9 protein-coding genes and 1 pseudogene are annotated in these 12,496 nt (G+C 62.7%); all 10 read right to left on the bottom strand.

All coding sequences use genetic code 11. From position 1 onward, the window contains the following. Positions 1-7: 7 nt before the first annotated feature. The 10 genes and pseudogenes from AB4Z19_RS17385 to AB4Z19_RS17340 all read right to left on the bottom strand — a co-directional run bounded on the left by AB4Z19_RS17385 (position 8) and on the right by AB4Z19_RS17340 (position 12,433). Positions 8-1,276, bottom strand: a complete 1,269-nt coding sequence (locus AB4Z19_RS17385; protein WP_442035792.1) for a CaiB/BaiF CoA transferase family protein — start codon at positions 1,274-1,276, stop codon at positions 8-10. Positions 1,277-1,321: 45 nt separating this feature from the next. Then, positions 1,322-2,068, bottom strand: a pseudogene (locus tag AB4Z19_RS17380) (HpcH/HpaI aldolase/citrate lyase family protein); the annotation flags it as partial. Positions 2,069-2,073: 5 nt separating this feature from the next. Next, positions 2,074-4,212: a TonB-dependent receptor gene (locus AB4Z19_RS17375; protein ID WP_442035699.1), complete on the bottom strand. Its 2,139-nt coding sequence runs from the start codon at positions 4,210-4,212 to the stop codon at positions 2,074-2,076. Positions 4,213-4,280: 68 nt separating this feature from the next. Beyond that, entirely contained in the window at positions 4,281-5,231 is a 951-nt protein-coding gene (gene rbsK / locus AB4Z19_RS17370; protein ID WP_442035698.1) for a ribokinase, read from the bottom strand. A 105-nt stretch (positions 5,232-5,336) separates the two neighbouring features. Then, positions 5,337-6,338 (bottom strand): LacI family DNA-binding transcriptional regulator, encoded by a 1,002-nt coding sequence (locus AB4Z19_RS17365; RefSeq protein ID WP_442025786.1) that lies wholly within the window; start codon positions 6,336-6,338, stop codon positions 5,337-5,339. Between the two features lies 1 nt (position 6,339). Continuing rightward, entirely contained in the window at positions 6,340-7,599 is a 1,260-nt protein-coding gene (locus AB4Z19_RS17360; protein ID WP_442035697.1) for a serine hydrolase domain-containing protein, read from the bottom strand. A 38-nt stretch (positions 7,600-7,637) separates the two neighbouring features. Then, the gene (locus AB4Z19_RS17355; RefSeq protein WP_442035696.1) at positions 7,638-9,128 is read right to left on the bottom strand and encodes a tryptophan halogenase family protein; all 1,491 of its coding nucleotides are present in this window, start codon (positions 9,126-9,128) and stop codon (positions 7,638-7,640) included. 10 nt (positions 9,129-9,138) lie between these two features. Continuing rightward, the gene (locus AB4Z19_RS17350; protein WP_442030119.1) at positions 9,139-10,149 is read right to left on the bottom strand and encodes a cupin-like domain-containing protein; all 1,011 of its coding nucleotides are present in this window, start codon (positions 10,147-10,149) and stop codon (positions 9,139-9,141) included. Beyond that, positions 10,136-10,846, bottom strand: a complete 711-nt coding sequence (locus tag AB4Z19_RS17345) for a SapC family protein (RefSeq protein ID WP_442035695.1) — start codon at positions 10,844-10,846, stop codon at positions 10,136-10,138. The genes AB4Z19_RS17350 and AB4Z19_RS17345 overlap by 14 nt, the downstream gene beginning before the upstream one ends. Positions 10,847-10,876: 30 nt before the next feature. Further along, on the bottom strand, positions 10,877-12,433 hold the full coding sequence (locus AB4Z19_RS17340; protein WP_442035694.1) for a tryptophan halogenase family protein: 1,557 nt from the start codon (positions 12,431-12,433) through the stop codon (positions 10,877-10,879). Positions 12,434-12,496: the final 63 nt, after the last annotated feature.

The raw sequence follows: 12,496 nt of genomic DNA, 5'->3' as shown, positions 1-12,496 counted from the left end.
GAATACCTCAGCGAATGACATCGAGAGCGCGCAGCCGCGCGATCTCTTCGGCCGAATAGCCGTTGGCTGCCAGGATCTGGTCCGAGTGCTGCCCCAGCGCCGGTGCGGCAAATGGCTTTGGCGCAGGCGCGTCGCCGAAACGAACCGCCTCGGTGAATCCCCTGTAGCTGCCGGCTGCCGGATGCTGCATGTCCGCCATCATATTCTCAGCCAGGACTTGCGGGTGATCGAACATTTCTTCCAGCTGGCGCGCGGCGGAACATGGCACGTCGCTGCCGAAGACCTGTTCCCATTCGCGGGCGGTACGTGCGGCCAGCGCTGCGCGCAGTTTCGGCACCAGTACCGATGCGTGCTCGGCGCGTTTGCGGACGCTGTCGTAACGCTGGTCAGTGGCCAGTTCGGGCAAGCCGACGCGCTCGCACAGGGTGGCCCAGAAATGCGGCGTGTTGGCGGACAGGTAGATGTAGCCTTCACGCGCGGGATGGATGCCGGTGATGCCGCCGGAACGCATGTCGCGGCCAATGTCCAGCGGTTCGCTTTCGGCCTTGATCAGACGGGCGGATTGCATGGCCAGGGCACTGCGCAGCAGCGAGACGCCCACATATTGCCCGCGTCCTGTGCGGCTGCGTTCAAACAGGGCGGCGTTGACGCCGGATGCGACCAGCGCAGCGGCGTAGTAGTCGACCACGCTGCCATACACGATCTGCGGCTCGCCGCCTTGAGGGCCTTGCATGGCGCAGATACCGGTGAAGGTTTGCAGCACCTGATCATAGCCCGCGTTGTCTTTCATCGGACCGCTTTCGCCATAGCCGGTGACAGCGCAGTACACCAGCTGCGGGCGGCGTGACCTCAGCTGCTCATAGCCGATACCCAGGCGTTCGGGCACGCCCGGGCGGAAGTTGTGTACCAGGACGTCGGCGGTGTCGACCAGCTTGAGCAGCACGTCGCGGCCTTCCTGCTGTTTCAGGTCGATCACGATGCCGTGTTTGCTGCGATTCACGCCGAGAAAGGCGCGGCTTTCGGCCTCCAGCGTGGACGGGTACTTGCGCAGATTGTCGCCCACCGGCGGCTCGACCTTGATCACCTCCGCGCCCATGTCAGCGAGCTGCGTGCAGCCGTAGGGGCCGGCAATGTAGGCGCTCAAATCCAGCACACGGATGCCCGCCAGCGGCAGCCGCGCAGCCGTTCCGGACCCGGCGTCCACCGCGGCCGGGGTGGCGGGACGGCCGGCAGCGACGAGCGCTTCGGCGCGGCGGATGAATGGCAGGTCGATCATCTTGCCGTCCACCGTGAACGCGCCCGCACCGGATGCCTGCGCCGCGCGCGCGGCGTCGAGCACGCGCACGGCATGCTCGAACTCCTCCTCGCTCGCGCTGAAGACTTCATTGGCCAGCGCCACCTGGGACGGATGAATACAGCTCTTGCCCCAGAAGCCCAAACGCCGCGACATCTGGGCCTCCGCGCGGAAGCCATCGGCATCGCGGATATCGGGAAACGCACTGTCGTAAGCAAACACCCCCGCCTCCGCTGCGGCCATGCGCAAGGCGAACATCGCCGCGTGCACATTACCGGCATCGCGGCGCGCAATGCCGTTGGACTCGAACAAGTCAGCAAACCCCAACTGCAAGCCCGCCACCCGCGAATTAGCCGCGCCGATTTCGGCAGCCCGGCGCAAACCGGCCGCCGACTCGATATTGGCCAGTACGCGAATCGGCCGGATCACCCCGTTTGCCGCCTCAGCCCGTGCCAGCGCAGCACACAAGACTTGCACATCGTCCGCCGATTCAGCCTTGGGCAAATTCAGCATGCCCAGCGCGGGCAACGCAACCGCCGCGACGTCGGCCTCGAAATACGGGGAGCCAATCGCGTTCACGCGAACGATGATCAGCGTCCCGCTCTCCAGCGCTGCGGGAGAGCGCAGAAACTCGGCCACGGCCAGGCGCGCCTCCTCCTTGCGCCCTTCAGGCACGGCATCTTCCAGATCAATCGATATGGCGTCAGCCTGCCCGTTAAGTGCCTTGACGAACAGCTCCGGACGCGAGCCGGGGACAAACAGTTTGCTGCGCATAATGCTTAGAAGGTGATGCTGTGAGTCAGCGAGTAAGTGCGGCCACGGCCCGCGAAATAGTTCTGGAAGCCCGGCACCTGCGCCCACGTCATGATGTAGAAGCGGTCCGCCAGGTTTTCGATACCGAGAGTCAGATCACCATACTTCGTCTTATAAGTGCTGGTCAGGTCAAACAGCGTGTAGCCGCCGGTCTTCTCCGCCGAGCTCTTGCCCTCGTTGATCGAGCGGCCCTTCAGCGTAGTGGAGTTGATGCGCACGTTGCCGCGATCCGACCACTGCCAGCTGGCGCCCAGTCCCAGTTTGTCCGGATTGATATTGGCCACACCCTGTTCGGTGTCCAGCGGGCCGCCAACCTTCGACGCCGATTTGCCGCGAATGCGCGAGTACAGTCCGTTCAGGCGGATAGACGGCGTGACGATGTATTCACCGGACAGCTCGAAACCCTTCACCTGCACCGGCGAGCGCTGCATGATGAAGTCGCCCGTCACTGGATCGATGGACAGCGACACGCCAAAGTCCGAATCCGATTTGTAATAGGAAGCGGCCACGCTGCCCCACTTGCCCTTCCAGTTCGCGCCGATTTCCTTGTTCTCGACGATGACCGCCTGCAGGTCCAGAATGCCTTGCACCGTCTGTCCAGGCACCTTGATATTACGCAGTGGGATACCGACGTTCGGCAGGCTGAAGCCCTTGGCATAGGACACATAAGTCGACCAGCCCGGTGCGAAGCGCCATACAACGCCGGCATTCGGCAGATTCGCCTGATAGTCCAGAGAACCGCCCTGTACGAATACGCGGTTGTTGAAGTAAGTGGTGGTATAGCTGTCCACCTCCAGTTCCCCATCCTCGCGGCGGAAGCCGCCACTGAAGGTGAAATCGCCCAGGTCATACGACAGCTGCGCATAAGGCGCCTTGCTGGTATAGACCATCGGCGGCACCCAGGTGCGGTTGGTCAGCGCCAGACGCTGCTCGGTCTGATCGCGCACCACGTCCACGCCGGCGCGCAATTCCAGATTACTGATCAGGAAATCGGGACGGTTATAGCCGGTACGCAGTCCGCGCTTTTTAGAGAACACTTCGGACTGGTCGACCAGGGTACCCAGCGGCGCAATCAGCGGGTCCTGCTTGTCGGCGCCGCCCTTCTCCGCCACGAAGCGCATGGCCTGCTGCGCGCTGTAGACCTGAGCCGTCACGGTGCCGCCCCACACATCGTCGTTGCTGTAGTTGGCCGCATACTGGCGGAAGTCGTTGAATTCAGCCTGGCCATTAAACGGCTTGCCCGGCACCGACGTGTCGGTGATGAACTGTGCGCGGTTGCCTTCCTGGTAGACGTAGTTGCCCTTGCCATCCAGCTTGAAGCGGCTGGCCTGTACTTCCAGGCGCTGGTGCGGCGTCAGGTTGAAACCTGCTTTCAGGAACAGGTTGCGGCCCTCGGTATCGTTCAGCGAACCGGAAGCGTTCATGCCGATGCGGCGGCCGTTGGCGTCCCATTGCATACCGCGGTCCACTTCGGACAGCGCGACCAGCAGGTCGTATGCCTCTTCCTTGTGGGCGAACACGCCGCCGACTTTCCAGCCGAAGCTGTCGTCGCGGAACTGGCTGGTCAGCTTGGATGTGAGCGTGAATTCGTTGCCCATCTTGGTGGGCGTCTTCGACACGTAGTTGATGATGCCGCCCGCCGCGCCAACGCCCTCGGATGCGGATGGACCGTTGATTACTTCGATGCGGCCCACCACGCCGAGATCGGTGAAGGAGCCGCCACGCTGGGTTTCGCGCAATGGCGAGCTTTGAGGAATGCCGTCGAACAGGCGCAGCGCGATACGGCCGCGCAGTGTTTCGCCGGTATTGCTCATGGCCTGGGTCGACTCGGCATAGCCAGGCACGGTGCGCGCCAGCACGGCCGTCGCGTCTTCGGTGATGGCCAGCGAGCTGGAAATCTCGGCGCTGGTAATCACGTTCACCGCACCGGGGATCTTGTCCACGGCTTTTGCGGTGCGGGTGCCGGTCACGATCACCGTGGCGGCGTTCTTGTCCTTGTCGTCATCCGATTTCTTTTCGTCGGCCTGCTGTGCGAAGGCGCCGCCGCAGAAAAGCAGTGCCGCTATGGCTGCGGCTATCGGCTTCAGTTTGATTGTCTCACTCATTGCTATCTCCTCGTTATCGCGGTTTTTTTTATAACTTATGAGAGTTACTGGATTACGGGCCGGCCCTCCTACTCGTCGAGACCGAGGGCGGCCCGCCCACCCCGGCTGTCGATAAATTCCTGCAATTCCGCGCGCGTCGGAATCGATGTCTGAGCGCCGATACGTGTGACGGCCAGCGCCGCCGCACATTGCGCCTCACGCGTCGCGGCCGGCAGCGTCATGCCGCGCGCCAGCGCCACAGTCAGCGCGCCGACAAATGTGTCGCCGGCCGCCGTGGTATCGACCGGCTGCACTTTCACGGCCGGTATCAGGTACTCGCCATCGGCGCTGCACACGGCGACACCGGCCTCGCCCATCGTCAGCAGGACCGCACCCGCGCCACGCTGGCGCAGGGCACGTGCAGCAGCTGCCGCTTCTTCGGGACTGCCAACACTCAGGCCGCTCAGTTGCGCGGCTTCGGTTTCGTTGACGATCAGGTAATCGGTCATGGCCAGCAAGCCTTCCGGCAGCGGTGCAGCGGGCGCAGGATTGAAGACGACTTTCACGCCGGCGCCATGTGCGATATCAATGGCGCGCACCACGCTGTCCAGCGGGATTTCAAGCTGGCAGACAAGGTAGGAAGAAGACTTGATCGCACCTGCCGCGGCGTCGACCTGGGCCAGGCTGATCGCATGATTGGCGCCGGGAGCCAGCACGATGCTGTTGGCGCCATCGTCATCGACAAAGATGCCCGCCACACCGGTCGCCACATCCGGGACCACGAGAATCTGGCTGGTTTCCACTTCGTTCTCGCGCAAGTCGGCCAGGGCGCTGTAGCCGAAAGCATCATTGCCCACGGCGCCTACGAACAGGACATCGGCGCCCTGACGAGCCGCCGCAACCGCCTGATTCGCGCCTTTGCCGCCGCCGATCTGACGGAAACCGCTGCCGCTGATCGTCTCCCCAAGCAGGGGCATGCGCGGCGTGCGCAACACCAGATCGATGTTGATGCTGCCGACGATGGTGATGCGGGGAGTCATGCTCTGGAGTCTCCGATTTTAAGTATTTTCAGACGCAAACGATTGCGCAAACGATTGCTATTGAACGCGCGCATCAATCTGATGTCAACTCTTTCTTTTCGGAAATTACTTCGGAGGGGACGTGGATTGCCGCACAACCAGCTTGGTATGCAGCAGTTCGCGGCGCAGGGAATCGTTCTGGCCGCCTACGCGTTCGAGGAGTAAACGGGCAGTCAGCTCGCCCATTTCGTACTTCGGCTGGGCCACGGTGGTCAGTGGCGGCGTGGTGAAAGAAGCAAGTGCAATGTCGTCATAACCCAACACCGAGAGCTGGTCCGGCACGCGCACGCCGCGCGCGCTGGCCGCACAAATGCCACCGATGGCCATCAGGTCGTTGCTGGCGAAAATGGCGCTGGGTGGTTTGGGCAGGGCAAGCAGCTGGCTGAAGCCCTGGTAGCCGCCCTCGCTGGTAAAGTCGCTGCGCACCAGGTAATCGAGGCGGAAGCGCAGGCCCGCTTCCTTCAGCGCGCGCAGATAGCCTTCGACGCGGGCGCGCGACGGCGGCAGGTCGATGGGGCCGGAGACGCAGGCGATATCGCGATGTCCCAGCTCGATCAGATAGCGGGTGGCCAGATAGCCGCCCTCCTCATGGTCCGCTTCCACGAAGTCCGCTTCCACACCCGGCACTTCGCGGTCGACCAGCACGGTCGGAATCGGCAGATGCTGCAGACGGGACGACAATTCGGCATCCGCGCCGGATGCGACCAGGATCAAGCCATCAATGCGCTTCTCCATCAGCACCTGCAAGTAGGCCGTCTGCTTGCGCGTGTCGTCGTAGGCATTGCACAGGATGACGTTGTAGCCCTGCTTGAAGGAGGCGTCTTCGATGCCCTGGATCAGTTCAGCGAAATAAGGATTGGTGTTATTCGGGATCATCATCCCGATGGTGTGCGTCTTGTCGCCCTTCAGGCTGCGCGCCACCGCGCTGGGGATGTAGCGCAAGTCCTTCATCGCAGCCCGCACGCGCTCCTGCACGTCCTCGCTGACGACGCGCGTGTTGTTCAACACGTGGGATACGGTCGTGGTGGACACGCCCGCGCGTTCCGCCACTTGCTTCATCGTTGCCATATCAGTCGATCAAGGATTGATACACCAGGTTATAAAATTTCACGCTCAGCTTCGGCGGATCGCCGGGCAGCCCTTGCGGCAGGTGCTGCATCATCAACAGCGCCACCAGCTGCTCTTTGGGATCGATAGTGTAATAGGTGGAAGCCGCTCCCGACCAGCCGAATTGTCCGACACTGCCAAGCCGCCCGCGCCGCGCCACGTCCAGCACCACATAGCCGCCGAGGCCAAAGCCCTCCCCTTTGCTGAATTCATTCACCGGCGGGTCGAGGTGGGTAAGGTGGTTAGACATCATCAGCTCCACACTCTTGCGGCCCAGGATCTGCGCGCCATCCAGATGTCCGCCATTCAGCAGCATCTGCGCGAAGCGGGCGTAATCCGATGCGGTTGAATACAGTCCGCCGGCGCCACTAAGATACGGATTCAGCTGCTCGCCATCCGGTGCGATCTTGCCTGGCAGTGCAGACAGCTTGCCATTGGCGTCGGTGGTAGTCATCGCAACGATGCGGTGGCGCTTGGCCTGCGGCACGGTGAAGCCGGTGTCCGCCATCTTCAGTGGCGCGAACAGGCGTTCCTGCAGGAAGGCGTCGAAACGCTGGCCGGAGACGATTTCCACGATGCGCCCGGCCAGCACAGTGGCCGTGCCGTCGTAATGGAATTCCGCGCCCGGCTCGTGCGCCAGTGGCAGCCTGGCCAGGCGCTGCGCGAAGCTTGCCAGATCCGGTGACTCGCCCAAGTCCGCTGCGTCGAAGATGCCGTTTACAGCCAGCGAGCGGTCGCCGAACGAAGCAAAGCCCGGCGTGTGCGTGAGCAGCTGACGGATCGTCACCGGACCTGCCGGCGCGTGCAACGCCGGCGCTTGCCGCGTCCCTCCGGCAAACACGCGCAGATCGGCAAACTCAGGGATGTACTTCGATACGGGATCATCCAGCAGCAGCTTGCCCTCTTCCATCATCATCACGATCGCTGCCGCCGTGATGGTCTTGGTCATCGAGTAGATGCGGAAGATGGCGTCGCGCTGCAGCGGCTCGCTGCGCGCCAGGTCGCGGTGGCCGAATGCCTTGTAATCGACCACCCTGCCCTTGCGCATGATCAGCACCACGGCGCCCAGGTACTGCTGCTGCGCGATGGACTGGGCCAGCAAGTTGTCGACCCGTTGCAGGCGCTCAGCCGACATGCCCTGCGCCGCGGCCGGCTGCGCGCCAGCCTGCGCCAGCGGAACGCAAGTCAGGGCAAAGGCCAGGGCAGGCAGCAGTCTTTTCATCAAGGCGCGGAAACAGAGGTAACGCGCGCCATTGTACGTCAGGGCGCGCGGCAGTACCTTTGCAGGTAGTCCTTGTGGTGCGGCAGCTGCTTCACCAGGGAATCGACCGAGCCGCTGATCGTGCGCAGGAAATGCGTCAGTTCGGCGTCGCCCATCATGTCGACGATCTGGTGGTAGCGCTCCGGGACGATGCCCTGGCCCAGCATGACCTGCACCCACGAATTTTCCGCGAACAGTTCATTCGGCACCCGGAACACCCGGCCAGTTTCGCGGAAGTGGCTGATACGGTGATGCAGGGATGGCGGCAGCTCCAGTTCGCGACAGGCGCGCCAGAACGGCGAGTCGTCGCGGTTGCTCACGTTGTAGTGCAGGATGATGAAGTCACGAATGTGCGCCACTTCGTGCGCCGTCTGTTGATTGAATTCGTCGATGTCGGTCTGGCAGATGCCTGCGCTGGGGAACATCTGCAGCAGGCGAATCAGACTGCGCTGGATCAGGTGAATGCTGGTCGATTCGATCGGTTCCAGGAAGCCGCTGGCAAGACCGATCGCCACACAGTTGCGATGCCAGGTCTGACGGCGCTGGCCCGGCTTGAAACGGATGGGGCGCGGTTCAAACAGGGGCTCACCTGCCAGGTTGGACAGCAGCTTGCTGCGCGCATGTTCGTCGTCCAGGAAGCGGCTCGAATACACCAGGCCATTGCCGACGCGGTGCTGCAACGGGATGCGCCATTGCCAGCCCGAGTCATGCGCGATGGCGCGCGTGTACGGCGGCACCACGCCTGTCGCTTCGGTCTGCACCGCCAGCGCACTGTCGCAGAACAGCCAGTGCGACCAGTCCTCGAATTCCACGCCCAGGGTTTGCCCCAGCAGCAGACTGCGGAAGCCGGAACAGTCGATGAACAGATCACCCTCAATCTTCGCGCCATCATTCAGCGTCAGGGACCGGATGAAGCCGGACTGCGCATCCTGGCTCACTTCTACAATCTTGCCCTCGATGCGGCGCACGCCCAGCGCTTCGCTGAATTTGCGCAGGTAGCGCGCGTACAAGCCCGCGTCCAGGTGATAGGCGTAGTTCATGCCTTGGTCCGGGAGATGGGCGAAGCGGTCCATCTGCGCTGCCTTCAGCTCGCGGCAGTAGTCGCCGTATTCACCTGCCAGTCCCCGGGCGCGGCCTTTCAGCCAGAAATGCTGGAAGCCCGCGGTCCAGTGATCGGTGCCCGTGGTGCCGAAGGAATGGATGTAGTGCTCGTCCACATTGCGCCAGTTCTCGAAACTGATGCCCAGTTTGAAGGTAGCCTGAGTGGCGGCCATGAACTCCGCTTCATTCAGTTCCAGCAGATCGTGGAACGTGATCATGGTCGGGATGGTGGCTTCACCGACGCCTACCGTGCCGATTTCGTCGGATTCGATCAGCGTAATGTCGAGAATCTTGCCCATAGTTTTGGACAGCGCAGCCGCTGCCATCCAGCCTGCCGTGCCACCGCCGGCGATGACCACGCGGCGGATCGGTTGATTGTTTGCTTGCATACGATTGTCCTTAACGGTTCATGCGATTGAGGATCTGGCCGCGCAATGCGCGCGCGCCAGCATCATTCAGCGGCGACAGCACACTGCGGGCATTCGGTGGAATGTGCGCGGCTTCGCTGCCATTGCTCTCGAAAACGTAATGGCGGAATAGTTCCTGCCAGGCGGCGCGCTGGGCCGGCGGCAGGTCGCGCATGGTCATCAGCGCCAGCATCAGGGCATTGGTGGGCGTGTCCATGAAACCGGGCGACTGGCGCCACCAGTAGTTGACCAGGATATTGAAGGGATCAAGCGCCTCCACCTGGTGCCACCACATGCTCGGGATGAAGATCGCGTCGCCCGCTTCCAGCTCGGCCGACTGCGCCTGCGCCAGCGCCTCGGCAAAGCGCGGGTAACGCACCATGTCCGGACGATGGAAATCCACTAGGCTGATGGCCTGTCCCGCCGGCGTAAAGTCAAGCGGACCGATATACAGATTGCGCAGCTGCTCAGGAGGGAACAGCGTGAAGCGCCGCCGCCCCGCCGCTACGCAGGCGATATTGTCAGGCAGGTCGTAGTGGGCAGCGATGCGGGTCTGATTGCCCAGCCAGATACTGACCCAGGGCTGGCGCGCGCCCATCTCCAGGTCGTTCTCGGTGCGCAAGCCCGGCAGGCAGCCATCGACCTCGGTGGAACCAACGTAGATGGCGGGCGGCTGCACATCATTGCGGTGGGCCTCCAGTTCTTCCAGCACGCCGCCAAGCCCCGTGCGCACGGAAGCGAAATTGAAACCGCTCAGGTCTTCGTTGTAGAAGAAGCGGCCGCGGATGTCCGGCGCCCCCAGCATGGCGACTACCTTTTCGCCCTGGTAGAAACGGTGCAGGTAATCGCTGGCGGCGCGCTGCGATGTGCGGGCTGCCTGCACCAGAGGCCACTGTGCGGCCAGGCCACGCAACACCAGCGGCTCGGTGGACGTCAGCAGCTCGTCATCCAGATCTGAAGGGCACAAGCCCGCCAGTTCGCGCATGGGCTTAGGCGTTTGCATTGACAGCACGCTGCTTGCGCTCAATCAGGCCGCGGAAATTGGACAGCGAAGCCATCACCATGTAAATCGACTGAAGATGTCCGGCGCGGTTCAGGCTTTCCAAAACGTCGCCTGGCAGCTGCAGCAGCTTGTCTTCGTTGATCGTGTGGAAACCGAACAGGCGGTTCTGCGAGCCATCTTCCAGCTCGATATCGGCCACGAAGGATTCCAGCAGATCGTGCTCGCGCAGCACGGCAATGAAGCCAGGCAGATCCTGCAAGCCCTGGTGGATCGCCAGCAGCATCGAATTCACGTGTTCCAGATAGGGCGTGGTGCCGCCATAAGCCAGGAACAGCGCCTCGCCTTCCGTGCGGCTGACGCGCGGGCTGTCCATGTCGATGTGGATGTTGAGCTGCTCGCCCGAGCGTCCGATCAGGAAAGGCAGGCGCTCCATCGCCATCGGGATGTAGTTCACATCCCAGCCCTGCGGACCGAGATACAGATTCTCGTCTTCCTGGAATCCCAGCAGCGCCACGGGTTCGAAGCCGAAGCCATCTTCCGTCTTGCGGAACACGATGGGGTAATGGGTTTGCAGGTCGCGGAACTCGCGCGGGAAGGTGGCGCAGGTCATCGCGTTATCGCCATACTTTTCCCCGCGTTCGGTGATGATGCGCAGGTTCTGATGGTCGACGTTATTAAGCATTACGATATTGGTCATGGTGTCTCTGTTGTTATAGGGCCGGGCGGATCAGCGCCGCGCCAGGCCATGTCGTTGAATGTGCGCCAGCAGTTCGCGGTTGGTAGGCAAGCCGGCCAGCATCTTGCGCGTCAGCGATTGCGCTTCGGCGAAATAGGCGTCAGCCAGATCGGGGCGGTCCGAGCGGCGGCGCCCGTCGCCATAGTCGGTCTCGAAACCCATGCCGTACAGGACGTACTGGTAGCTGGCAGCCGGGAATACTTCCTCGATGCGATGCAGGTCGTAGCGCGAAGGCGGCTGATGCCGCCACAAACGCAGCAGCTCCTGCAACCGTGCCGGAATTGACGACGCTTCACGGTTCTCGCGCCAATAACCAGTGTCATCGCGCTTGCTCAGTACGTAGTGCAGCTTGAGGAAGTCGATGACGCGCTCCCAGCGATAGCGGAAGGCATCGTTGAAGCGCTGCGCCGCGATGTCCATTGCCGCGCGATTGGCCGGCATGGCATCGGCCAATGTCGCGGCCGACAATTCGACCATGGCCAGTGCCGACGCTTCCAGCGGTTCCAGGAAGCCGGCCGCCTGGCCGATCGCGACGCAGTTGCGATGCCAGAATTTCTCGCGGTAGCCGGGCTGGAACGACAGTTTGCGCGGCGTCGGCAACTCATGCTGGCTGCCGGTGCGCCGCAAATAGCCGTACAAGGCATTCACTGCTTGTTCATCGCTGCTGTGCGCGCTGGAATACACGTAGCCGATGCCGCGCCGTGTTGGCAGGCCGATGTCCCAGATCCAGCCATGGGCCTGCGCCGTCGACAGCGTCTGCGAGGCGATCGGTGCGCGCTCATCGGAATAAGGCAGCTGCAGCGCCATCGCACTGTCGTTGAACAGGATGTGTTGCTGCGGCAGCAAAGGAATGCCGAAGTGCTGGCCGAGCAGCAGCGACTGCGAGCCGGTGCAATCGATGAACAGATCGGCCTCGATGGCGCCATGACGGCGCGTCAGCAAGGCGCCGATATCGCCGTTGGGCCGCGAGGTAACGGCAGTCACGTGATCGGTGATATGGCGTACGCGCAGCTTGTCGGTGCAGTGCCTGCGCAGAAAGCTGCCGAATTTTCCAGCATCCAGGTGGTAGCCGTAATTCGACACCGCCGCAAATTCAGGCGTACCGGCTTGCTTGGGTGCGCGGCCGTGCAGGCAAAGCTGCGGCTGGAAACTGACCAGGTCCGCAAACGCGGCTTCAGGACGCATGTGCCGCCAGCGTGCCGCCAGGTTGGCTTCGCCGTAGCCATGGGGCACGACAAAGGGATGAAAATAATGGTCGTCCTCGCTGCCATCGACCCAGGCATTGAAGCGCGAACCTTGTTTGAAGGAGGCGTCGCAATGACGCACGAAATCTGTTTCCGACACGCCGATGCGTGCCAGGGTGTCGCGCATGCTGGGCCAGGTGCCCTCGCCTACGCCAATCGGTGCCACATCGGGCGATTCAAGTAAGGTCACATGCAGGCGCGCGCCCGCGTGTGCCGCGTGTTCGGCTGCGATCACTCCGGCCGTGAGCCATCCTGCCGAGCCGCCGCCGACAATGACGATATGCTGAAGTTCCTGGGCGCTCATGGGCTCTTTCGCAAAAAGCAGGCCGCCGGAGCGGCCTGCGAAAAAATGCCGGGACAGCACCAC

The organism is Pseudoduganella sp. RAF19 (genome assembly GCF_052114165.1).
Taxonomy (GTDB): domain Bacteria; phylum Pseudomonadota; class Gammaproteobacteria; order Burkholderiales; family Burkholderiaceae_D; genus Rugamonas.
Note: the sequence above shows the minus strand (reverse complement) of the source record. Positions and strands in the feature narration are given on the sequence as shown.

Excerpts from the sequence above, each read along its gene's own strand:
- AB4Z19_RS17365 (WP_442025786.1), bottom strand. The coding sequence starts at position 6,338 with ATGGCAACGATGAAGCAAGTGGCGGAACGCGCGGGCGTGTCCACCACG.
- AB4Z19_RS17385 (WP_442035792.1), bottom strand. The coding sequence starts at position 1,276 with ATGATCGACCTGCCATTCATCCGCCGCGCCGAAGCGCTCGTCGCTGCC.
- AB4Z19_RS17350 (WP_442030119.1), bottom strand. The coding sequence starts at position 10,149 with ATGCAAACGCCTAAGCCCATGCGCGAACTGGCGGGCTTGTGCCCTTCA.
- AB4Z19_RS17355 (WP_442035696.1), bottom strand. The coding sequence starts at position 9,128 with ATGCAAGCAAACAATCAACCGATCCGCCGCGTGGTCATCGCCGGCGGT.
- rbsK (WP_442035698.1), bottom strand. The coding sequence starts at position 5,231 with ATGACTCCCCGCATCACCATCGTCGGCAGCATCAACATCGATCTGGTG.
- AB4Z19_RS17340 (WP_442035694.1), bottom strand. The coding sequence starts at position 12,433 with ATGAGCGCCCAGGAACTTCAGCATATCGTCATTGTCGGCGGCGGCTCG.
- AB4Z19_RS17375 (WP_442035699.1), bottom strand. The coding sequence starts at position 4,212 with ATGAGTGAGACAATCAAACTGAAGCCGATAGCCGCAGCCATAGCGGCA.
- AB4Z19_RS17360 (WP_442035697.1), bottom strand. The coding sequence starts at position 7,599 with ATGAAAAGACTGCTGCCTGCCCTGGCCTTTGCCCTGACTTGCGTTCCG.
- AB4Z19_RS17345 (WP_442035695.1), bottom strand. The coding sequence starts at position 10,846 with ATGACCAATATCGTAATGCTTAATAACGTCGACCATCAGAACCTGCGC.